Origin of the sequence: Actinomyces naeslundii, from assembly GCF_001956585.1 — a bacterium.
Lineage (GTDB): Bacteria > Actinomycetota > Actinomycetes > Actinomycetales > Actinomycetaceae > Actinomyces > Actinomyces naeslundii.
Genome location: NZ_MSRR01000002.1, coordinates 35,059 through 57,331 on the forward strand (window position 1 = coordinate 35,059; position 22,273 = coordinate 57,331).

Sequence of the window (22,273 nt, forward strand, 5' to 3'; positions counted from 1 at the left end):
GACGAAGGCGTGTGCGAAGACGGGGGCGCCTCACCGGGTGGGAACTGCATGCTCACGGACAAATCTTCGCCCATGTTGGAGGTTAGCGAAAGGAAACCGGCTGCCCAGTGTCGGATCGGGTGCTCGGCGCGGTCCTCAACCGACCGGTTGAGGACCGTCATGACCTGTCCGGAGCGCGCCGAAACTGTTGCGCAGACACTGCAGGTACCGGGTCTGCGCATGTCAGTGGTTGTTTCAGAGTGTGGAGGAGGCCCCAGAACGATCTGCCGGGACGGTAGGGTATGTCACATGCAAGCGCCCCGAGTCACCGTCTTGTCCTACGGATCCGGCAATGTCCGTTCGGCGGTGCGTGCCCTGGAACGCGTCGGAGCGCAGGTCTCCCTGTCCAACGACCCCCACGAGGTCACCGAGGCCGACGGCCTGGTGGTTCCCGGTGTCGGTGCCTTCGGCGCGGTCATGGACCAGTTGCGGGCGGTTGATGCTCCCCGCCTTATCGAGCAGCGCCTGGCCGGCGGACGCCCGGTCCTGGGAATCTGTGTGGGCATGCAGGTCATGTTCGAGCGATCCGAGGAGCACGGCACCACCGAGGAGGGCCTTGGGCAGTGGCCCGGAACGGTGACCAGGCTGCATGCCGACGTCGTCCCTCATATGGGATGGAGCCAGGTCCGCCCGCCCCAGGACTCGGTACTGTTCGACGGCGTCGCCGACGAGCGCTTCTACTTCGTCCACTCCTACGCGGCCGCCCAGGACCCCGCGGAGCTGCTCGCTCCCGGCCCGACCCGGCTGCCCCGGGCCACCTGGGCGACTCATGGGCAGGACTTCCTCGCCGCCGTCGAGAACGGAGTCCTGTGCGCCACACAGTTCCATCCCGAGAAGTCCGGCGACGCGGGGGCGCAGCTCCTGCGCAACTGGATGACAACTCTGTGAACCACCCGATCCACGCTCGAACCAACCCACGACCACCGTAGGAGAAAGTCATGCTCACCCTACTTCCCGCCGTCGACGTCGCCGATGGCAAGGCCGTCCGGCTCCTCCAGGGAGAGGTCGGCTCGGAGACGGACTATGGCAGCCCCGTCGACGCCGCCCGAGACTGGGTGCGGGCTGGGGCCGAGTGGATTCATCTGGTGGACCTCGATGCGGCCTTCGGGCGGGGCTCCAACTCCGAGCTGCTCTCGCGCATTGTCGGTGAGGTCGGCATCAAGGTGGAGCTCTCCGGGGGTATCCGCGATGACGCCTCACTGGCTCGGGCGCTGGCCGCTGGTGCCGCCCGGGTCAACCTGGGCACGGCGGCCCTGGAGGATCCTGAGTGGACCGAACGCGTCATCGCCGAGCACGGCGACAAGATCGCCGTCGGCCTCGATGTCCGCGGAACGACTCTGGCCGCCCGCGGCTGGACCAAGGAGGGTGGCGACCTGTGGGAGACCCTTGAGCGGCTCAACGCCGCCGGATGCGCACGCTACGTCGTCACTGACGTCACTCGTGACGGCACTCTGAGCGGTCCCAACACCACACTGCTCACCGAGGTCTGCCAGCGCAGCCCTGCACCGGTGGTCGCCTCGGGCGGCATCGCCCACCTCGATGACCTGGTCGCCCTGCGGCGCCTGACCCCGCTGGGGCTGGAGGGCGCCATCGTCGGCAAGGCACTCTACAACGGCAACTTCACGCTCCAGGAGGCGCTGGCCGTGGCCGGTGACGAGGAGCTGCGCGAGCCGTCGAAGGAACGTGCCTGAACCCCTGCCTGGCGCCGCCCGATCGCGCCGCGGATGCTGTGCAGCCACTACGGACGTCCAGGACGCTTCGGGCGCTGCCAGTGCCTGATGACATGTCGAAGCGCGGTGGCGAACACGACGCCAGTGGCCGCCAGGTAGGGGCCATAGTGCTGCCGGGTGATCGGTCCCAGCGGCTTGCCCAGCGTCTTGACGATGGCGGTGGAGGCCGCCATGCGCGCGGCACGCTCGCCGGCCGCGTGAATGACGACTGAAGGCAGGGGCAGGTTACGGCGCCCGGACTCGGCGGCGAAGAGCTTCACCGGGATCCCGGTCAGTGCCTGCTTCCAGTATCCGCGGGGGCCTTGACTCAGGTAACGGGAGGTCGCCGTCCTCATCTCCGGTGTGGTCCACGGCGCGGGAGGCTGGTGTCCGCCCCGGGTCAGCAGGTGCGTGACAGCCACTCCGGTGACCGATCCCGCCACGATCATCGCTGCGCGCCGCCACATCCGCTCAGGGTGGGTCAGCCCCAGCCACACCTGGCTCATCTCCGCCATGATCGGGAAGGAGATGGCCTCGGCCATGCCCCAGACGAACATCACGGCGTCTCCGCGGCCGCCTTCCATCGCGGTGTGCAGGATGGTGAAGACGTCTGAGACCGGCTCGGGTCTGCGGGGGCGCTGGAGCATCTCCATGATCTGCTCGCGCGCCAGATCGCTGACGCCCTCCACGTCGTCGCTGGGGGCGATCGGCTCGCCGACACGGACCTCGATGGGGGAGTAACGGGGCAGGCCGCCCTTCTTGGGCATCATCTCCCGCGTCCCCACCAGCGCGACCGGTAGCACGGGGATGCCGAAGTCACGGGCGAGCCGGGCGGCCCCGGAGTGGAAGCGGCTCATCCTCCCGTCCGTGGAGCGGGTGCCCTCGGGGAAGATGAGAATGCTCATCGACTCCGCCACCCGGTTGGCCAGCGTTCCTCGCAGCTCCTCGTAGGCCCCCTCGCCGTCGCGCCGTACCGGGTAGGCGCCCAGCAGTCCCCTGGCCACGAGGCGACGAGAGCGACGGGTGAACCAGTAGTCCTGGGCAGCGACCGTGACTACTCGCATGAGGGTGGGGGAGGCGCTCATCATGGCGATCGTGTCGGCATGGGAACCATGGTTGGCGACGACGACATAGGGGCCGTCGGCATCGAACTCGCCCTCGACCCGCACGCCTCCGAACGGAGCGATGACGGCGGACCAGAAACGCTGACGCAGTACCGCGCGCCAGGTGACCTTCTGGGGTGTTTGCACAATCGATCGCAGGCGGTGCCCCGCCGAGGCGATCTCGGCCGAACCTGGCATCGAGGGTATCTGAAGGGGCATCGGGCTACCTTTCCGTGGGGTGTGCAGACGATGGGAGGCGATTCGGAACCGGAGAGAACGGGACGGGCTGGGACGGACATCGGGAGGACTGGTCCACTCATCCCAGAACGGCGGCCAGAGGCAGGACCAGGAGCAGGGAGTCGACGCGGTCCAGGAGGCCTCCGAAACCCGGTAGCCAGGTGCCGGCGTCCTTGACCCCGGCGGTGCGCTTGACGAGCGACTCCAGAAGGTCGCCCAGGACGCCGCCCAGGCCGACGGCGATCACCAGGCCGGGGGTGATGTGGCCCAGCAGGGTGAGGATGAGGGCGGCCCCGATGACGGCTCCCGCCAGTCCACCGAGCGTCTTGTTCGGGGACAAGGGGGACAACGGACGGCGCGCCCACGCCATTGGACGCAGGAAGGTACCGCCGGCCCACGCGGCCACATCGGCGGCCGCAGCCGCGAAGGCGATGAGGAACGCGTCGTGCCACAGCACTACGAGGTGCGCCAGGGACCAGGGAATCCAGATCGAGGCGAAACCGGCAATCGTCGCCCTCCTCAGGCCGTGCTCGACGTCGCCGGACAGGACTGCGGGCACGGCGCACACGAGCACCGTGAGCGGAGCGAGTGCCATGAGGCCCGGACGCATCCAAGCGGCCAACGGATAGATCACCGCCAGTGACGCCAGCACCAGGGTCTCCACCCTGGGCAGCCGAGTGAGCCGGGAGAGCTCACGAACCGACTGCAGCCCGAGGGCGGCGGCGAGCAGCGCCGTCGTCCCCCGTCCGACCCAGATAGGGATACCGACCGCCGGGATGATGATGGCCCAGGTGGTCCAGCGATGGCGCAGCTCCGCCTTGCGGGACAGGGCCACACCGATGCCGGCCAGGAGCAGGATCGCCACGGCCGTGGTCGCGAGGAACACCGCTCGACCAGTGAGGACCCACCCCGGCCCGGGAACGGTCACGGTCCACGAGCGGCTTCCGCCCACGATCCAGTCGATCACCCCGCCGGTCGCCCCATGACCCGCCCAGGCGCTGATACTGGTGTTCACGACTGGGTTCCCGGAGCAGCCTCGTCCTCAGGGACACTGCGGCCGATACGGGTGATGTCCTGCGGCGGTGGCGGCGCCATGGTGTCGGCCAGGGCCGGACCGGTGCGCCCGGCGAGCGCGGCGGCTGTGCGCGACAGCCGTACGCAGGCCGTCACCGCCGAGCCCACGATGATGCCCCAGGCGATTATCGCCAGGTACTGGGGCAGGGCGGCGGCTACGACCGCTGCCAGGCACCGCTCGGTCTTGCCGAACGGCCCGCCGTTGAGCCTGGCGGCGCCAGCACCCGCGGCGGCCAGGGAGATGAAGGTCGGTAGCGTTGCCGCTGCCAGAGAGACCAGAGTCAGGTAGACCGTGGCGGTCGATGAACCGGTGCGCAGGGCGAGACCCACCAGACCGGCCATGATGAACAGGTCGGAGACCCGGTCCCCGATCTCGTTGAGGACGAAGCCGAAGGGCCTCGACACGCCTCGCGCCCGAGCCACGGCGCCGTCCAGATTCGCGCCCCCGAGCCGGGCGGCCAGCAGGATGAATGCCAGGAGCCACCAGCCCATGACCAGTGCCCCGCAGCCCAGTGCGGCGGCGATGACGCCGATGGCGGTCCATACGTCAGGGGAGATGCCGCGGCGCACCGAGGCCTGGATGATGACCCCCAAGCGGCGGGTGTACCAGTACTTCAACGAGTAGAGCGATGCCACCGAAACAGGCTATCGACCCGAGATCTCGAAGGTGCGTGGTTGGACCGGAAGGCCCTGGGGAGTAATCCCCAGGGCCCGGACGCGCTACGGTGAGCGTTATGAGCAGGTCTTCGGATAACCCACTGCCGACTCCTCGGCCCGAGGCGGCGCCCCAGGTGGCCGCTGCTATGGCGGCCAGGGCGAAGCTGGAGCGGCTCCTCGCCGCGCCCTCACCCTTCGCCGGAGATGATGGGACGGTCCGTCCAGAGGTTGAGACGGCCTTGGCGGCCACGGACCTGGCGCGCCACGAGTACCTCGACCGGTTGTGGTCAGCGCTCGTGGACGGACGTCTCATCGTCCCGGTTGCCGCTCACGCCTTGCCAGGGTCTCCGGAGAAGCGGGGCCTCCAGCGCGTCGACCTGTCGCACGGCGTCGCGCCCGAGGTCCCGACCCACGAGGTGCATACTGCCGACGCCTGCCAGGACGCGGCGACCCTGGCGGTGAGCCTGCCCGATGGGCACATCGCCCTGCCGGTGTTCACCAGCGCCGAGGCGATGAGCCGGTGGCGCAGCGACGTGCGCCCCGTGCCTGTCGCGCCCGAACGGGCGGCCCAGGTCGCGTGCCTGTCTACCGACCAGCTGTGGGTGCTCGACCCCGGTAGTCAGGATCTACGCCTGCCGCGTCCTGCCGTGGTGGCTCTGGCCGGGGGAGAGCAGTGGGTGCCGTCGTGGCGCAATGAGCCGGTTCAGGCCGAGGTACGTGCTCAGCTCGAGGCCGTCGACGGCGTCACCGGCGTGGCCTTCGGCCCCGGAGAGGACGCCGAGCTGAGGGTCTTCATCCGCATCGATGCCGCGGGCGGCCGGTCCGGTGTGGCCCGGAGCCTGGAGGACTGCCAGTACGTCATGGTCAACCCGGCCTGGGGGGATCTCATCGACACCGTGGAGCTGTGCCCGCTCCCGGCCTGAAGCACTTCTTGCCGCGACTGCAGGCGCGGCCGGGTGGCCCCGGCCAGACGACTCAGGGACGCCCCAGAATCACGGTGCTCCATTGCTCGACCTGACCGTAGTGGTCCTTCATGGGGCCGGCCACCTGGTCGAAGCGGGCGACGATATCGCGCAGAGCCAGGGCGTCCTCTTCCCTCCCGTCGTTCTGGGCGATTCGGGCGGAGGCCTCCGCGATCGCGCGAACCTGGGCGAGGTCCCGGGTGGAGACCGTCACCCGGCCAGGGCCCGGGTCCCTGGTGGTGCTCCAGTCCGCACCCGCCTGACGGGAGGTAGAGAGATCGCCGTCGGTCTCGCCGTGAGGGGGCGAGGTCCTCACACTGTTCCATTCCATGGGGTCGGAGCGTAGGGCATCCGTTTTGACCAGACCACCGAAAAAAACGTGTGTTGGAATAGTGCTAATGACCACTGCATCTCGTTTCCGCGCGAGCAGCGCCCCCGGACCCGTATCTCGGCCCGATTCCGTTGACGACGTGGCCAGTGCCACCCTTGGGGAGATGTCCTCGATGGGTGGGGCCGGGAGCCCTCAGGCGCCTCCCGAGCCCTTGGTGAGCGCCCACGATCTCAGTGTCGGCTACAGCGATGAGCCGGTCTGCGCTCCGGCGACCTTCAACCTGCTGCCTGGTCAGGTCCTTGCCCTGGTCGGGGTCAATGGGGCGGGGAAGTCGACGATCCTGCGCACATGCTGCGGGCTCCTGCACCCGCTTCGAGGTGAGGTTCGGGTTCTTGGGCACGTCCCTGACCCCCGCTCGGGCGCTCAGCGCGCCGCCGTTGCCACCGACCTGGGACAGGAGTCCTTCTTCCCCACACTGACCGTCGCCGAGCACCTGCGTCTGGTGTGCTTCGGTCATGGTGTCGCCGACGCCGACGACGTCGTTGGTGACCTGCTGGAGGATCTGGATCTGACCCGAGTGGCGGGGCACCTGCCCGAGGAGCTCTCCTCGGGGCAGCGGCGTCGTCTGGCGCTGGCGTCGGTTCTGGCCCGGCCTCGCAGGCTGCTGATCCTCGATGAGCCGGAGCAGCGGCTGGACCGGGTGACCCGTCTGCTTCTGGCCGACCGTCTCATCGAGGAGCGCGACTGCGGTGGGGGAGTGCTCATGGTCTCCCACGATCCTGAGATCGTGGAGGAGGCCGCCACCCAGGTTCTCCTCGTGGGACGCAGCACCCGGCTGCTGAACATGGCCGATGGCGTACGCGCCATCGAGGATGGGCTCCAGTGACGCAGATGGGATCCTCAGGCGAGGCAGTCTCGGCCCGGTCGGGGTTGGCCGTCTTCCCCGACGGGGCCGAGCTGCGGCGATGGACCAGGAGGCGCACTCGCAGGCATCGCCGCGGTGTGTGGGCGCTCGTGGGTGACATCTACTCCGGGCTTCTGACGATTGTCGTCGTCGGAACGATCCTGGTCCCTCACCTGAGCCGGCTGGTTGCTACCCGGCCCTCGTCGTCGAGCCAGGAAGCTACCGGGCTCGGAGCGCTCGATCTTGACCCGGGGTGGCTGGTGCTGGCCCTGACGATGCTGCTGCTGGCACTCGGGATCGGTCCGCTCAGTCGGCTCGGTCCGCTCTTCCTGCGCCCCCACGAGGCTGCCTGGTGGCTGCCGATGCCCGGGGACCGGGGCACCCTCCTGGTGCCCGTGGCCCGCGTCGAGTACCTCGCCGCAGCCACTGCGGGCGCGGTGATGGGAGTGTTTCCAGCACTGGCCTCCGCAGGCGGATGGGGCGCCGCCGTGGCGTGGTCGGTCCTGATCGCGGCCGGGACCTGCCTGGTGCTCTCCGAGCTCATTACGGCGCAGGTCCAGGGCCGAGGGGTAACGCGTCTGCGCCGGTTCCTGATCCTGCTCGGGGCGGCAGCCTGCTTGGCGGGGACGACTTTCCCCTTCCCGCGCTCGATGACCGGGAACGTGGTGGTGGCGACCCTGGCCGGGATGCTGGTCGTCGCTGGGACTCTGCGCTGGAGGCAGGCACGACTCATCCTGGGGCACGTGCGCGACGAAGGGCTTCTTACCGTCGTCGCCCGATCCTTCGGTGCCCACGTCTCATTGCTGTCTTTGGACACCAGAGCCGTAGGGCGGCTGCTGTCGCCGGCGCCGCCTCGGCCGGCAGCCCCTTCACCGCTGCGATTGGCCCGGATCGGGCGCCGGCTGCCTCGGTCTGTCAGAGTGCTGATGGGGGTGGCTCAGGCGGACTGGATCCTGCTGCGCCGCCAGCCCCGGCGACTGCTTCAGATCGGGGCAGGTCTGGCCGTTGCGGTACTGCCTCTCCTGTCGGAGTCTGTCGGCATCCCGATGCGCGCTCTGACCTACCTCGCCGGTGGCTGGATCGCGACCCTGGCCGTCGCCGAGCCGGCCCGTCAGGCATGGTTCGACGGGGCTGCTGACACCTCATGGCCGGTGCCGCCCTGGCTGGTGCGGGTGGGGCACCTGCTCGTGCCGGGGCTCTTCATGAGTACGTGGTCCCTGCTGAGCCTGGCGCCCGCTATGACGTCCCTGGGCGCTGCGGGGGCATGGAAGGCTCTCGGGGTAGTGGCGGCCCTGGCACTCGTGAGCGGATGGGCCTGGGCGGGAGCGGCACTGCGCTCCGGGTTCAGGGCGATGCCCGACTTCGCCGCGGGACTCGTGACCTCTCCCGTGGGGTCGCTGCCGCCGGGACTGGTGCAGATGCTGGTCGAAGGGCCTGATGCCGCGCTCGTGGGAGCGCTGGCCACTGCGCTCGTCGCTTGCGGAATCGCGGCGCCGACGACGACGGTGCTCGGGATACAGGCCGCTGCCGGCGCCGTCGTCATCCTGTGGGGCGTCCGAACGAACAGAAGGGCCTCCTGACGTCCTCATCCGCCTTGTGTCCGTCGCATACGTGGGAGGACTCACGTCAAGTAGGGGTGGAGATGCTTGGGAATGCCTGCCTGTGTCCTGGTAGTATTCCTCACTGACCAACCGGGGTTCGCCCCGGTGCGCAAGCGGAGCGATCCCACCTGGGTTCCTTCACGGGAATCGGGTTCATGCAAGGACAGTAAGTCCTTCACGGTCAACTCTCAGCCCCTGGCCGAGAGGCAGCCGTGCTCAGTTCGAGGCCTCCGACCTGCGCGGCAGGGACGGGGGCCTTTCCTCGTTCCGCAATCATCCGTGACTCAGAGTGAGGAACCGACATCAGCGAGCCCCGTATCAACGAACGGATCCGCGTTCCCGAAGTGCGTCTCGTCGGCCCCAGCGGCGAGCAGGTCGGCGTCGTCCGTGTGGAGGACGCCCTGCGTCTGGCTGAGGAGGCCGATCTCGACCTGGTCGAGGTGGCTCCCGACGCTCGCCCTCCGGTGTGCAAGCTCATGGACTACGGCAAGTTCAAGTACGAGTCGGCCATGAAGGCACGCGACGCGCGACGCAACCAGGCAAACACCCAGCTCAAGGAGATCCAGTTCCGCCCCAAGATCGATGAGCACGACTACGCCACCAAGCGCGGCCACGTCGAGCGATTCCTCAAGGGCGGGGACAAGGTCAAGTGCATCGTCCGCTTCCGTGGCCGTGAGCAGTCCCGGCCCGAGCTCGGAATCAGGCTCCTCCAGGGCCTGGCCGAGGAGATGGCCGAGCTGGGCACCATCGAGTCCCACCCCCGCCAGGACGGCCGCAACATGGTCATGGTCCTGGCCCCGGTTCGCAAGAAGGCCGAGGTCAAGTCCGATCAGCGCCGCCGTCGCGAGGAGGCCCGTGCCGCCCGCCGTGCCGAGAAGCACGCGGGGCGGGCGCCCAAGGGCGCCAAGGCCTCAGACAGGGAACCTGCCAGCGAGAACGCCTGAGAACGCCCGACGGCGGTCTCGACACTCACCTGACACCCAACGACCCACCCCCTCGCCACCGTGAGCGGGGTCCGCAGTCCCGGCGACCACCTGTCTTCCAGGGACCGAGAAGAGGAAATTACCCATGCCGAAGAACAAGACGCACTCCGGTGCCAAGAAGCGCTTCCGGGTCACCGGCAGCGGCAAGCTCATGCGCGAGCAGGCCAACAAGCGCCACCTGCTGGAGGTCAAGTCCTCCCGCCGCAAGCGCAAGCTGTCCCAGGACCAGCCGGTCGCCCCGGCCGACGTCCGCCAGGTCAAGAAGCTGCTCGGTCGCTGACCGCCCAACCCACCAAGGAGTCTCACCATGGCACGTGTGAAGCGGGCTGTTAACGCCCAGAAGAAGCGTCGTTCCGTTCTCGAGAAGGCCTCGGGCTACCGCGGCCAGCGCTCGCGCCTCTACCGCAAGGCCAAGGAGCAGGTCACCCACTCCGGCGTCTACGCGTTCCGCGACCGTCGCGCCCGCAAGGGCGACTTCCGTCGCCTGTGGATCCAGCGCATCAACGCTGCCGCCCGCGCCGAGGGCCTGACCTACAACCGCTTCATCCAGGGGCTCGGTCTGGCCGGCGTGGAGATCGACCGCCGCATGCTCGCCGAGCTGGCCGTCAACGAGCCCGAGGGCTTCAAGGCTCTTGTGGAGGTCGCCCGTAAGGCCCTCCCCGAGGACGTCAACGCCCCCAAGGCCTGATATCGACCAGTAGGCCGGTGGTCTACTGATCGATACCTATCTTCAGTGGTGCCGCCACCCGATCGGGTGGCGGCACCACCATCGTGTCTGCGTGGTAGTGTACGTAACAATACGGATCAATCGGACTGCAACTTGCGCCTTGGGCTTCAAGGATGAACAGCCTCAGCGTGAGCGTCAACCACAAAGGGAGCTCCCAATGAAGCGAGACTTTGTCGACAAACTGACGTCTATGGTGAAAGCTCAATGGATGCGATGGAAGCATCGGCGAGTAGGCAACTTTGACGTGTTCATTTCCTACAGTCACGACCCATCTAGAACGCTCGCGTTTGCGTTGCACGACAGCTTAGAGAAGCTCAGTCGAAACTGGTACAGTTTCCGGGCGCTAAATGTCTTCTTAGATCGAAGTTCACTCGGACCGACGATGAGGCTGGAAAAAGAGCTTGAGAGTATTGTGAGTCGGTCTGAATGGCTTGTATGTATTTGTTCTGAGAACGCTGCCAAATCGGACCCAGTCACTAAAGAACTTAATTGGTACATTGAACGGAACGGTGTTGAGAAACTCATACTTATTGTGGATGATGGTGTAATCTGTTGGGATCGAGAAGCGAAGAGTTTTTCTCAAACAACAACAAACATACCGAACGAGGTGCTGAGCAAAATTAAAGATGAGCCTCTATGGATAGATCTGAGAGGGAGGAACGAGTCGCAGGATTCCTTAGAAAATTATCCAGAATTTCTCGACGCGGTCCTTAGTATATCATCGCGAGTTCAGAACACGTCGAAAGAGACTCTTTTAGATCGCGAGAACAAGCGTCAGAATCGCCTTGTGAGATTTCGGTGGATGTCTTTCTCAGTACTTATCATCCTTCTCACAATCTCAGTGGCAATTTCTTGGTTTGCGGTATCTGCACGGAATGAAGCATTATCGAACTTAAATGTCGCGACTGCAAGAGCATTCGCTTCTCGAGCTAATGAGTTGTCTGATAGCGATGTAGCTGATTCTCAATTATATGCCGCGCAAGCGTGGGATCTTCATCAAGATGAAGTCACTCGGGCGGCGCTATTCAAATCCGTTGTAGAATCTCGCAATCTGGTGGGGAATCGAATTACGTCAAGTAGCGTTACGTCGCTAGCCGCAAACTCTGATGCAACACTGATATTCGTTGGACATGAAGATGGAACGATGGAACGTTGGGAAACCAAAACGAACGCGCTGACACAGGTCGGAAAACTACGTTTTGCAGTAAAAAAAATTTCTGTGAATCGTTCCGGAGACGTTGTTGTGGCAACGGGATGGCGTGACGTTTACCCTGGATACTATGAAGCCGAAGTAAAACTGTGGAAGTCGGGACAGGAAAAATGCGTCAGCAAGTTAGATCGTTATGGCGGTGCCGCCGTGTCTCCATCCGGAAAAACAGTTGCGCTACCGCCACAGGGATCTGGAGTTATGAAAGTACTGCATAGCGAATCGCAAGATTGCGGATGGTTGGATGTTGACATGCATAGTCACTTCTCCACTAACGAGAACGATGCAATTGCGTTACCTGATGATAATTCTGTGGTCATTCAAAGCTACACATCAATAAGCACATACTCGCTTTCCGACCAGCAGCTTGTGTACCGTACTTGTAATTATATTGAGGGTCCAGACGATCAGTCTCCTGTTCTTTCGTCAAATGGTGGTCATAGCTTCGGGGAAAAGGGTGCTGTTTCATCGCATCAGAGTACTCCCGTGAATACTGACCCGGCTGTATCTCATGCGGAACTTGATTGGGAGAAACGTTACTACATAAGATCGCCGTTGCCGGCACTCTCAGATGATGGATTGACGGCTGCGGTAATTAACGCAGAGGGACTTACTGTATACGATGTCGAAGATGGTCGACCTAATCAATGGACCTTCACCTCTCTGCCTGTCGGTAATGAACTCTCCGCTTTGTCTGTGCCAACCAAGCATGTGATTATCACTGCAATCGGTTCAAACGTGTCATATTGGAGGATGGATATCCCGTCAAAAGTAATTCGGGAATATGAATCAACGGCAGGTCCCATGTGTGATGACTGCGCGGTTTCCCGAATTGCCCCATCTCAGTCAGGAAAGTATTTGGCTCAGTACTGGAACAGCTCTAAAGGTGGCCGCATTTTTGTCCTTAATTTTGACGACGGTACGGAAAGTGTGGTTGAAGAAGGGGATTTTCTTGCGTGGCGAACCGATGAAGAATACTTTGCTATTCATGGTGGGAAGACTTGCCTTTATCGTGCGGTAGATGGCGCTTCTGAGCAATGCTGGAGCATACCTTCCTGGACCGATAATGACTCTACTTCTGGTCGTATTAAAGGAGTGTGGGATGGAAACTCTCTAAAGTTCTCAAATGGTGCAAGTGTTTGGAGTTTTGACTACAAAACGCATCAGTTCGGTCAAACTACGCCCGAGGGGCGTGTAGTTGAAATGACTGGCCATGGGATTGTGGTCTCTGAAGGTGGAGGCGATAGTTCTAGTCCTGGCATGTTCAAAGTAATTTATGACGATGGAGAAGTGGAGGCTTACGATCGTTATGTTTGGCTAGCTAATGATGGTTCTACTGTCAGTACGTCGGGGAGCGGAACTGTCGTTGCTAATACAAGATACGGAAAAATTGAGCAGCGTTCCTTTCTGGAAGGGCCTTCGGCTGTAAGTATTTCCAACAATGGTGAGTATCTTGCCTATGCTGATTCTCAGAATACTGTTTCGATATATTCTCTGGCTGCGGGCATGACGGTTGGAACAATTACGTTAACGGGGCGGCCGTATTCTGCTGCTGCAGTTCAATTTAGCCCCTCAGGTTCGTCACTTTATGCGAACTACTTCGATTCTTCGAAAGGTGTAGAAGTAACAGTGAAAGTTAATCTTGATCCCAACGTTTGGTACAGCAATGACTGTGGGGTTGTGCGTAGATCGGTTTCATCGGCAGAGTGGCGTCGGGTTACCGAAATGGATGAACCAAAGTCAGGCTTTGCTTGCTCAAGTTACGTCAATTGAGTCCTTCCTGCCTAGGTCTTTGCGAATGATGTTCGAGAATGGTGTCGAGATAGTTCTGTTCTGGAGGTGAGGGGTAGGGCTGATGTGTCCCACTGGCGAGGTGACGACCGTTTTCACGAGGACGGCACGGTGCTGCGGCACCTGGACATCAGCTTATCGGCCCGCACAACATGATCCACGACGGAGACTTCTACAACCCACGATCGGCAGCACAGTCATCCATTGCTGCTTGACATACCAATTAGGAGCACCCCAGGTGAGAAAACCAGCTCTCTTTGTAGTGGTGGGTATGTTTCGGAACTGAGTTGCACAGTTCGGGCTGGTATGTGCTTCTGGATGGGATTTTTCGTTGGAATGGTAACGGTGGGGTGGTCGTTGTAGGTCACTAAGCTGACGGTAGGATCTGGGGGTGAGCCCGTACCTGCGCAAGGTCAAGACCATCTCGGGGGCCACGGCCGCGTAGGTCTTGGTCAAGGAGAACGGTGTGCGCCGGATTGTGGAGCACCTGGGATCGGCTCATGACGAGGCAGGGCTGGATGTCAAGCCCCGGGTTTTGTGGAGGCTGGTTTATCTGGTGCCGGTGGTTGCCGGTTGTGATTGTTCCTGGCGGTGGCAGTCGGGTGCCCAGGCGGCTTCGTGCTCGGCGGGGGTTCGCATCCCGATGGCGGAGTGTGGCCGGGTGGTGGTGAACCAGTGCACCCACTCAGCGGTGGCGACCACGGGCGGCGTCGATGTCCTGCCAGGGTCCTTGGTTGCGGATGAGCTCGGCCTTGTACAGCGAGTTGAGCGCCTCGGCCAGAGCAAAGCCAAAAGGAGTCGCCCTTCGACCCCACCGAGGCGACCGCCTCGCAGTCGGCCAGAGCCTGACCGTAGCGAATAGACCTGTACTGCACCCCACGGTCGCAAGTGATGCACCAGGCCCGTCAGGTCGGCCCCCTGACGTTTCCGTTGCCAGACGGCCATCTGAAGGGCGTCCAGGGCCAGGTCGGTGCACAGGCTCGTGGAGGTCTGCCAGCCGATGAGCCTCCGCGAGTACACGTCGGTCACGAAAGCCACATAGACCCACCCGGAGAAGGCGCGTACATAGGAGGGGGCATTTCCCGCTTGCGGGGGAATGTCGGCGACCCACAGCTCATCGGGAGCAAACGCCTCGAAGTGGCGCTTGACCAGGTCGGCCGGATACTGCTCTCGCGGCGCGCTGCGCGTGGTGCGCGGGGACCTGGCACGGCGGACGCCGCGCAGGCCCAGGTCGCCCATGAGGCGTTCGACGGTGCACCGGGCCACGTAACCGGCACCGTGACGCTCGGCGCTCTCAGGTCGGCCCCGCATCACGTGCATCTTGCGGGTCCCCAGCACCGAGTAGCTGGTTCTCATGGACTCGTCTGATCTCGGCCTTGAGGATCTCATCGCGCACGCTCCTGGCGCTAGGAGACCGGCTACGGCGGGCGTGAGTCACGTGCTCGGGGCGATCTTGACTCCGGCGCCAGTGAGCACCTTGCAGATCGGCCAGGCCCCGAACTCCTCCTTCTTGATCGCAATGTACTGGCAGATCAACGAGATGGGCGCTCACACTCCGCCGCGATAGACAAGCCGACGCTCTCTTCAGCATCGCGTTGGCTCTTCGCAGCTCTCGGACCTCTTTCTCAAGCTCCTTGATCCGCTGCGCCTCGTCAGTGGTGGTTCCCGGCCTCAGACCACCATCGACCTGGGCCTTCTTGACCCAGGTGCGCAGAGCCTCAAGGTGGACACCCAGCTCCTCGCCGATCCTGCGGATCGCGCCCTTGGCCCGCGCCGGGTCAGCCAACGCGTCCAACGCCATCCTCGTGGCCCGCTCGCGCAGCTCATCGGGATACTTCTTCTGTCCCATGACAGTGATCCTTCCGTGTCATCACTGCCTCCATCAAACCCGGGACGATTCAGGAGGTCTTGCTGGAGGCTGGGCGGCAGAAGATCGCCGGCAGGCAGGGTCAGGGGCTGCTGGACCTGGAGTCCCTGGAACCAAAACCTGGATGTACTGGCCTGGTCGGCACCACGGTGGAGACCAAGCGCTCGGTCCTGCTGTGGGAGGTCCTGCACCCACCTGGGGCTGGGCGAAGCGGCCGGGGGTGATTGGGCTTTTGAGCAGATGGTTCTGACGCGCTTGATCGAGCCGACCGCCTGCAAGGCCCAGGTTCCCCGTGTGCTGGGTGACCTGGGCCTGGATGCGGTCAGCGTACGGACCTTGTTCCGGTCTCTTGGGCATTGTGCCGAGCGGGGTTACCGGGAGGCGATTTCTCAGGTCCTGTTCGATCACGTCACCGTCACCAGGGAACTGGCGCTGTGCCTGTACGACGTGACCACCCTGTACTTCGAGGCTGAGCGTGAGGAAGACCTGAGGCGGGTGGGTTCCTGGTAAGGAGAGGAGGTCGATCCCCGGATCTTCGTGGGGGGGGTGAGGCCTGTCCGGTTTGCTGTGTAAGCGTTTTACAGGTAGGGGGTTGATTTGGTCGGGGTATGCGGTGTGGTGGGACTGGGCCGGGGTCTTGTATCTGGTCGGTGGTGCTCTGTCCTTCGACGAGCTTTCCCTTGGCCTTGCGCTTGACTGGGGCGGTCCTTTGTCTTTGTCGCGTTCTCGGGCTCGTTTGTCCACAGGTGTCGCAGATCGCCAGCTTTCAGCAGCTTGATTACCGCATCGTCAGGGGGGGAGTGTCCGCGGTTCATCGGTGATCCTTGCGTAGCTGGTTGGAGTGCGTTGTGTTTCTCGGACAGGGGGAGTTTTTCTTCCTGTGAGTCGATAGGATGGAGACCATGCCAGCAGCGAAATACTCGGAGGAGTTCAAGGCCCAGGTCGTGCGTGAGGTCATTGAGAAGGACCGCACGATCGCCTCGGTGGCGGCCTCGTATGATCTTGTGGCCCAGACGGTGGGTAACTGGGTAGCAAAGTACAGAAAAGATCATGCCACCGATCAGGACCGCCAGAAGGCCTCCGAGTCAGCGGAGATCGCAAAGCTGAAGGCGGAGGTTCGTGAGCTGCGTCAGGAGAACGAGTTCTTGAAAAAAGCTGCCGCCTTCTTCGCAAAGGAACGACCGTGACCGAGCGTTACGAGCTCATCAATCGCGAAGAAGGCCATTACCCTACCTCCTCGATGTGCCGGTGGGCCGGTGTCTCACGGTCCGGCTACTACTCCTGGCGCGACCGACCTGAGTCCATCACCAAAACGAAAAGAAAAGAGCTCAGTATCATCATCAAGGATGCCTTTGCCGACTCCGACGGCACTTACGGGTACCGAAGGATCCAGGCCTGCCTGGAGAGGCGTGGCGTGAGAGTAGATGGCGCCACGATCCGCTCCATCATGCACGAGCTGGGCCTTGAGGCCGCGCAGCCACGGGCGAAGGTCCGTACTACCGGGCCGGCCGCGGACCTCGATGAGCGCCCCGACCTGGTGGGGCGGGGCTTCACCGCCGACAAGCCTGGGCGTAGGTGGTGCGGGGACATCACTTATATCAGTACGTGGGCCGGGTTCGTCTATCTTGCTACGGTTCTGGACTGCTGCACCAAGAAGGTCGTGGGGTACGCGATGGCCGATCATATGCGCACCTCGCTGGTGTGTGAGGCCATCGACATGGCAGCCAGGCGCTGTCCGGCCCGGGAAGGGTGTGACGGTCTTTCACTCCGACCGGGGCAGTCAGTGCACGTCGCAGAAGTTTCTGGACCACCTGAAGTCCTATGGTATCCGTCCGTCCGTGGGGCGTACGGGGGTGTGCTGGGACAATGCGTGGGCGGAATCATTTAACGCCACGCTCAAGAACGAGAGAGTGCATAGAATGGTGTACCCCACGAGACAGAAAACGGTTAACGATATTGACTCGTGGATCGAGCTGAGATACAATCATGTTCGCCTTCACTCAGCCCTGGGATACCGCACACCTAATGAGGTTGAGCAAGAACTCCTGGGCCTAACCAAGGCAGCCTGAAACACCAAACAAGCAGTGTCCGAAAAACACCCAGCAGTCCAGGTAGTTCGCAGTTGACCTGTTTCAGTGTTGTTGTCGGCTTTGGGTGGTTGGATCAGGCATCATTGTGGTCTTCTGGGTTGGTTTGATTGTGTTGTTGTCTTTCTGTTGTGGGCAGGTCGTTGTCGGGCGGCTTGTTCCAGCTCGTCCTGGCGGGCTTTGCGGATGGCGGGTCCGCGTCCTTCGTGCTCATCGAGAGGGGCGGATGTAGCCGATGTCCGGGGTGCAGGGGCTGGCTGTTGTACTCGAGGCGGACCGAGTCGGGCTCGGCGGTGAGTACGGCGGGGTCGGTGATGGCCAGCAGGTGGGGCCGCTCAGCCTTGATCGTTCCGCCCCGTGACTCGATCCAGGTCTGGTCGGTGGCAGTCGCCGGGCGCCCGAAGTGCTGAGCGATGGCGACCATGGCCATGAACCGGCGGGTGCTGGCGGCGATCATCTGAGTCCCGTTGTCCGAGACGGCCAGCAGCAGCGCAGTCAGATCATCATCGCCGTCCAGGACCAGCTGACGCTTAAGGGCGTCAGCGCGTTCCAAGGCGGAGGTGAGCAGGTCCTCGGCCTCCAGGGCCTGCCAGGTGGCGAGGCGGACCTGGATGTGGGTCTCCTCCGCGGAGACGGGCGTGGGTGATCCGCTTGCGCCAGACAGGTCCTCGATGATCAGCACCGTCATCGCGCAGGTGGCGAAGTGGGTGGAGTCGTGGATCTATATCGAGCTGGGCTGGTACGTTGCCCGGTCAGGGAAGGGACGACGCTTGGAGCCCGACGGCCGGGGCGGGTGCCCGGTAGCGCAGGTCATGGTCGTTCAGCACTCGGCGGATCGTGGAGGCCCAGGCCCACAAGCAGCCCGCCCGTAGGAGCCGTGGTGAGCCAGGCGCCGGTGGGAGAAGTCCTTGGCGGCGAAGGTCTCGAAGGCCTCCACGATCGCCTCGGCCTCGCTCGGCACCAGCGCGCCCGGCGAGGCTCCGGGCCGACCATCATCCAGCTTCTTCCCACTGTCCTGGTGGCGTCTGAAGCGCCGGTGGCGTCTGTCGGACAGCCCTAGGACCTCACAGGTTGGAGACGGGCCAGCCCCAGCCTGCGGCGTAGTCGACCAGGTCGAGTAGCCCCTGCTTGGTGGCTGTGTCCACACCGGCGGGAACCGGTTCGGTGGGCATCAGGCCAAGCCACCCTTTTTCCTCCAGCACCACCAGCCCGGCCGCCTGCTCGGTCACCGCGTGCGTGAGTCGGTCAATCTCGGCCCGGGCCTGGTCAAGCACGACGTTACGGGCAGGCTTACCCGAGACTCCTGGCCGTGAGGCGGCCAGCGCCTCCACAGCGCCCTGCCTGGCGACCTGCCGCAACCGCATGATCGTGGAACGGTCCACCCCGGCCTGCGCGGCAGCCGCTCCGACCATGGTCTGGCCACGCATCAGCTGCACGTAGATGTCGTACTTCTTTGAGGGAGACAAGAACACCTTGGCCCGGCGCCCAGCGCTTTCGTCGTGTCAGCATCACTATCACTCATCGCACACCCTCCTCAGGTGCCACGAAAACCTTACAGACGCGGTCTAATCATCACCCCAAGACCAGACACGAACACTGCATCAAGTCAGAAGGCGCCCAAAATCAACAATATGAGGAGAGGTTATTGTGACGACTCCGTTAGTGTGGGTTGTAGGAGAATCTAGAAGGATCACACAGCGACCGCGTTGCCACCAACAGCAGCCCAACCACCGCTCTACACCACATTACGGAGCACTACCTGGCTGAACCGATACAACACTGTGCGCCGCCATTCCTGCTGTAACCACCTACAAAAAAACTCAACGGTGACAACCGCCGGATAAACCAATCTCCGTGCCCAACAACAAGCGACAAGGTTCATTCTCAAATACGAAGACCGAAATATTTCAATATTCTCTATAGTGCGCCCTAACTTTTCCAGCCCAGTTCTGGATCACCGTCTTAAGTAGTTGATCCTGGTAACCTGTAGGTAGATTTCTAGGAAGATTCTGGATGAATACTTCGCTCACGCCGGGATCGAAGACACCTCCACCTATACCGTCTTCGCAAAACACGACGAGCGGAAGGCGCAACGCAAAAAGAAGACCCGCTTCTAGATTGTTCCAGGGAGTCGGAAAAGACACGTCCTTGACCATCTTTTGCTGAGATGTTCCAGGCTTTATCGTTACCGCCTCAGCAAACATCTGTTCGAATCCAAGTATAACACCGCCTGAGCAGTGCCTTGCGATTGAATACACCTCTTTGAGTGGAAACTCAATACCAAAGTCAGAACCGCCTAAAGTCCTCGGTTCAAGTCCTTCGCTCGTGAGTAGATCCGTCATGTAATCCCGAACAGCACTTTGCTCGATCGACATTTTAGTGGGGCATGAAACAAACACAGGAATACGTGCCGGCATAATTGTATACTCCATCTGTGTGTGAGACTACGATAGTAAAAAGTGAATATCTTGCTCACGTGCGAGGAACGCACCTGAAGTTAGCATTACCATAGTCAGCCATCCCCTCTTGCTCTCAAAGGTACAACTATAATTTTACTATGGTGTAAAGATAACGAAAACGGCAGAATCTACCGTTAAGAAACATAACCTAGTACCTGCATAAGAAGATGATCATGATGATGCCGTACATGTTTGGTGTAACGGCAGAAAACATCAAATAACGCAAAGTGTGTTCTAAGAATGTTGTTCATTAGTTAGTCCTTTCACCAAAAGCGTCGCTAACTCCGTTGGTCGATACGATGATGTGAATGTTCTAAGTTCCTCAGAACTCAAATGATTATTCTCAGCACGATACAGCGTACGGATTTCTTGCAACGCATCTACGCACAACGGATTCCGAAGCAACGTCGACAAAGCATCTTTCCCGCACTCAGCGCCAGGAATGTCTAGATATGAGGCGATGGCAGAAGCTGCCCCACCGTATCCAGCTGAAATATAGACATGTTTGTGAGCACGTAGCGATAGTAGCGTTTCTTCGACAACGCCAGGAATATCGCCACTATAACCTTCGTTAGGTTCTCTAGACTCACTCTGAGGAATTATTTTGCCCCCCAACGCCAAACGCACTGTAGATTTGGCGACTAGCGTCTCTCTGAACTTAGTAAACAACGCACTAGAACTCGAACTTACGTCATGCCCGTCTAACGGCAAAGGCACATTATCTGGAGTATAGTAGTCACTATTCCATCCGACGACGCGAATCTGACCAATGTCCCCGTAAGCCGTTCGATAACGTCTCAGTTCTGAAATAATCTCATCACGTTCTTTCCAATTCTCGCGTATCTTATGCAACGGTACCCACAGATAAAAGTATCGTCGAGAGAAAGAAACTGCATTGCTTTCCTCGTAGCAAGGGGAGCTACGAGCGTAACTGAAGACAGATTCCATCATTGCTTTCGAAAGATCTGGTGAATGCGTCCCCACCATTCCGCCGTAAAGCAATGCTCCACCACAGGCCGAAACAAGTCGAGAAATTTCGGCCACTACTCGTGCGAGATGAGAACCATGAAGCCCCAAACTAGCAAGATTATTACTTCTAGCCATAGAAAAGCCGACAATTGTACTAGGCGAAAGCAAATGAATTTGATCAACACTTGAAATGTCGGAAGAATTACTGGAGGCACTTTCTCCACGGACGATCACTGATCTGGGGGTTCGAATATGTAAGGAATCTCTGTTAATTCCTGCGATGGCGCAAGCCCGAATAATTTCCTCGTGTTCGGGCTCTTGAATCGTTGGGTCTGGATGAAGTATCCAGAACGAATTACGGTTCAACATTTCGTTCTTAGTTAGATTAATAATATGTGAATTTAGTGTCAACAACTCTGGCGATGTCGCCGGGTACCAATCGAATGTCCGCACAGATAATCTTTCCTTAGATTCGTGCCAAAGAACAAATCTAAGCGTCTCATCGATGAGACGATTGATCGCTCGAACTATCGATACTTTAGCCCGACCGGGTTGAAATCGTACTGTAGGTACTTGATCAAGTAGGAATGAACCTCTTGATTCCCCTTCGGTGAGCGCTGAAATCGCGACAATCGGTACTTCGTTATGCTTCGCCAATGTTACCTCACGTTGAGTATTCGGACTAACTGCATAGTTGTCCGTCCGTATAACCAAAAGTGCACTAATGTAACGATCGGAAGACGAAAGTGCGTCATCTATAGAGGACTTCCAATTGTCTAGAGGTACTAAGTGTAATTTGTCAACGAAGTTATCAATACCGAGATCCTTGAATGAACTGATGGCCTCCTGCAACACTGTTTTGTTCTGAGAATCGACTTGATCGACGTTATCCTTATTTGCGTAACTAACGAATATACGCAAAGATGGTGAGCTGGAACCTGCCGCTGATGCTTTCTCAATTATAACCCTGTTGAGATCGCGTTCTAATCGCCCGAGTTCTTGCGCATTTGCGTCGTCTATTTCAATGTCGGCAACAGAAAAAATGTCTTCGGGATACGGCGCCAAATATTGAAACTCTTTAAGATATTTGAGATCATTCGAATCAAAGAATGACAGATCAACGCCAACTAATGGGAGAGGAATGACAGCGTACGTAAGATCATTGGTCCCACCGTTAAGAGTCGCTGATAAATATTTTCTCCATTTTTCGTTGTCGATATAAGCGTCACGCAATTCCTCTCCGACAATCGGAATCACCACTGTAAACTTCGACGCACGCGCATCGATTTTCAACGGCGGGGTATCGAAATTTCCATCAGGTGACGCGGAACGCGAAAAAACCTCCACGACTCCGCTCGCCAATCCTGACAGTGCATCGGAGCGGTAATGCTTCAGTAATCGCTCGTATATTAATTTTCCAACCTCATCGCCGGGGTGCCACAATACGAATATTTCAAGAATAGACGGGGATGGAGAAATCATAGTTGTGTTGAATTGATTCATATTACAATGCCTGGGGTGTAGACGCAAGAAGTGATTTTGAACTATTTTGCAGAAAGCGCAGAT

23 protein-coding genes and 1 pseudogene are annotated in these 22,273 nt (G+C 60.9%); 13 read left to right on the top strand and 11 right to left on the bottom strand.

Going from position 1 to position 22,273, the window contains the following annotated elements; translation table 11 throughout:
* Window positions 1–288: 288 nt before the first annotated feature.
* Window positions 289–927 carry an imidazole glycerol phosphate synthase subunit HisH gene (gene hisH / locus BKH33_RS00725; protein ID WP_003785431.1) on the top strand — a complete coding sequence of 213 codons (639 nt, stop codon included), beginning with the start codon at window positions 289–291 and terminating at the stop codon, window positions 925–927.
* 50 nt (window positions 928–977) lie between these two features.
* On the top strand, window positions 978–1,730 hold the full coding sequence (gene priA / locus BKH33_RS00730) for a bifunctional 1-(5-phosphoribosyl)-5-((5-phosphoribosylamino)methylideneamino)imidazole-4-carboxamide isomerase/phosphoribosylanthranilate isomerase PriA (RefSeq protein WP_003785426.1): 753 nt from the start codon (window positions 978–980) through the stop codon (window positions 1,728–1,730).
* Between the two features lie 47 nt (window positions 1,731–1,777).
* On the opposite strand, the gene BKH33_RS00735 is transcribed toward priA, so the two are convergent.
* The 3 genes from BKH33_RS00735 to BKH33_RS00745 form a co-directional block, all read right to left on the bottom strand.
* Window positions 1,778–3,070: a lysophospholipid acyltransferase family protein gene (locus BKH33_RS00735; protein WP_003785419.1), complete on the bottom strand. Its 1,293-nt coding sequence runs from the start codon at window positions 3,068–3,070 to the stop codon at window positions 1,778–1,780.
* A gap of 97 nt (window positions 3,071–3,167) precedes the next feature.
* Window positions 3,168–4,103: a phosphatidate cytidylyltransferase gene (locus tag BKH33_RS00740; RefSeq protein WP_003785409.1), complete on the bottom strand. Its 936-nt coding sequence runs from the start codon at window positions 4,101–4,103 to the stop codon at window positions 3,168–3,170.
* Window positions 4,100–4,798: a CDP-alcohol phosphatidyltransferase family protein gene (locus BKH33_RS00745; protein ID WP_003785425.1), complete on the bottom strand. Its 699-nt coding sequence runs from the start codon at window positions 4,796–4,798 to the stop codon at window positions 4,100–4,102. Before BKH33_RS00745 ends, BKH33_RS00740 begins: the two co-directional genes overlap by 4 nt.
* A gap of 98 nt (window positions 4,799–4,896) precedes the next feature.
* Between BKH33_RS00745 and BKH33_RS00750 the strand changes: the two genes are divergently transcribed.
* Window positions 4,897–5,742: an SseB family protein gene (locus tag BKH33_RS00750; protein WP_171972696.1), complete on the top strand. Its 846-nt coding sequence runs from the start codon at window positions 4,897–4,899 to the stop codon at window positions 5,740–5,742.
* A gap of 52 nt (window positions 5,743–5,794) precedes the next feature.
* Here BKH33_RS00750 and BKH33_RS00755 read toward each other — a convergent pair whose 3' ends face one another.
* Window positions 5,795–6,097: a hypothetical protein gene (locus tag BKH33_RS00755; RefSeq protein ID WP_003785434.1), complete on the bottom strand. Its 303-nt coding sequence runs from the start codon at window positions 6,095–6,097 to the stop codon at window positions 5,795–5,797.
* A 178-nt stretch (window positions 6,098–6,275) separates the two neighbouring features.
* Here BKH33_RS00755 and BKH33_RS00760 point away from each other — a divergent pair, with 178 nt between their 5' ends.
* The 6 genes from BKH33_RS00760 (at window position 6,276) to BKH33_RS00785 (ending at window position 13,307) form a co-directional block, all read left to right on the top strand.
* Window positions 6,276–6,998 carry an ABC transporter ATP-binding protein gene (locus tag BKH33_RS00760; protein WP_100219073.1) on the top strand — a complete coding sequence of 241 codons (723 nt, stop codon included), beginning with the start codon at window positions 6,276–6,278 and terminating at the stop codon, window positions 6,996–6,998.
* Window positions 6,999–7,003: 5 nt separating this feature from the next.
* Window positions 7,004–8,596 carry a DUF6297 family protein gene (locus tag BKH33_RS00765; protein WP_076142448.1) on the top strand — a complete coding sequence of 531 codons (1,593 nt, stop codon included), beginning with the start codon at window positions 7,004–7,006 and terminating at the stop codon, window positions 8,594–8,596.
* A 365-nt stretch (window positions 8,597–8,961) separates the two neighbouring features.
* Window positions 8,962–9,561 (top strand): translation initiation factor IF-3, encoded by a 600-nt coding sequence (gene infC / locus BKH33_RS00770; protein ID WP_003780488.1) that lies wholly within the window; start codon window positions 8,962–8,964, stop codon window positions 9,559–9,561.
* 124 nt (window positions 9,562–9,685) lie between these two features.
* A complete protein-coding gene (gene rpmI / locus BKH33_RS00775; protein WP_003780493.1) occupies window positions 9,686–9,880 on the top strand; it encodes a 50S ribosomal protein L35 in 195 nt (64 codons plus the stop codon).
* 27 nt (window positions 9,881–9,907) lie between these two features.
* Window positions 9,908–10,288 (top strand): 50S ribosomal protein L20, encoded by a 381-nt coding sequence (gene rplT, locus BKH33_RS00780; protein WP_003780489.1) that lies wholly within the window; start codon window positions 9,908–9,910, stop codon window positions 10,286–10,288.
* Between the two features lie 196 nt (window positions 10,289–10,484).
* Complete coding sequence (locus BKH33_RS00785; RefSeq protein WP_003780496.1) at window positions 10,485–13,307, top strand: toll/interleukin-1 receptor domain-containing protein; 2,823 nt, start codon at window positions 10,485–10,487, stop codon at window positions 13,305–13,307.
* 567 nt (window positions 13,308–13,874) lie between these two features.
* Here the strand turns inward: BKH33_RS00785 and BKH33_RS00790 are convergent.
* Entirely contained in the window at window positions 13,875–14,681 is an 807-nt protein-coding gene (locus BKH33_RS00790) for a DDE-type integrase/transposase/recombinase (protein WP_158068330.1), read from the bottom strand.
* On the bottom strand, window positions 14,620–15,174 hold the full coding sequence (locus BKH33_RS13370) for a transposase (protein WP_081395337.1): 555 nt from the start codon (window positions 15,172–15,174) through the stop codon (window positions 14,620–14,622). Before BKH33_RS13370 ends, BKH33_RS00790 begins: the two co-directional genes overlap by 62 nt.
* A 59-nt stretch (window positions 15,175–15,233) precedes the next feature.
* Between BKH33_RS13370 and BKH33_RS14345 the strand changes: the two are divergent.
* The 4 genes and pseudogenes from BKH33_RS14345 to BKH33_RS13920 all read left to right on the top strand — a co-directional run.
* Window positions 15,234–15,699 (top strand): annotated as a pseudogene (locus BKH33_RS14345) (IS1634 family transposase); the annotation flags it as partial.
* A gap of 395 nt (window positions 15,700–16,094) precedes the next feature.
* Entirely contained in the window at window positions 16,095–16,379 is a 285-nt protein-coding gene (locus BKH33_RS00805; protein ID WP_043539106.1) for a transposase, read from the top strand.
* On the top strand, window positions 16,376–17,080 hold the full coding sequence (locus tag BKH33_RS00810) for an IS3 family transposase (protein WP_003782084.1): 705 nt from the start codon (window positions 16,376–16,378) through the stop codon (window positions 17,078–17,080). The genes BKH33_RS00805 and BKH33_RS00810 overlap by 4 nt, the downstream gene beginning before the upstream one ends.
* Window positions 17,046–17,261, top strand: a complete 216-nt coding sequence (locus BKH33_RS13920; RefSeq protein ID WP_157784453.1) for an integrase core domain-containing protein — start codon at window positions 17,046–17,048, stop codon at window positions 17,259–17,261. The genes BKH33_RS00810 and BKH33_RS13920 overlap by 35 nt, the downstream gene beginning before the upstream one ends.
* A gap of 94 nt (window positions 17,262–17,355) precedes the next feature.
* Here the strand turns inward: BKH33_RS13920 and BKH33_RS00815 are convergent, their stop codons facing one another.
* The 5 genes from BKH33_RS00815 to BKH33_RS13475 form a co-directional block, all read right to left on the bottom strand.
* Window positions 17,356–17,967: a hypothetical protein gene (locus BKH33_RS00815; protein WP_003782091.1), complete on the bottom strand. Its 612-nt coding sequence runs from the start codon at window positions 17,965–17,967 to the stop codon at window positions 17,356–17,358.
* Between the two features lie 132 nt (window positions 17,968–18,099).
* A complete protein-coding gene (locus BKH33_RS13925) occupies window positions 18,100–18,240 on the bottom strand; it encodes a hypothetical protein (RefSeq protein ID WP_003782083.1) in 141 nt (46 codons plus the stop codon).
* A 103-nt stretch (window positions 18,241–18,343) separates the two neighbouring features.
* A complete protein-coding gene (locus BKH33_RS00820; RefSeq protein ID WP_003784957.1) occupies window positions 18,344–18,745 on the bottom strand; it encodes a hypothetical protein in 402 nt (133 codons plus the stop codon).
* 441 nt (window positions 18,746–19,186) lie between these two features.
* Window positions 19,187–19,696: a hypothetical protein gene (locus BKH33_RS00825; protein WP_076140431.1), complete on the bottom strand. Its 510-nt coding sequence runs from the start codon at window positions 19,694–19,696 to the stop codon at window positions 19,187–19,189.
* Between the two features lie 276 nt (window positions 19,697–19,972).
* Complete coding sequence (locus BKH33_RS13475) at window positions 19,973–22,210, bottom strand: TIR domain-containing protein (RefSeq protein ID WP_003784962.1); 2,238 nt, start codon at window positions 22,208–22,210, stop codon at window positions 19,973–19,975.
* Window positions 22,211–22,273 lie beyond the last annotated feature (63 nt).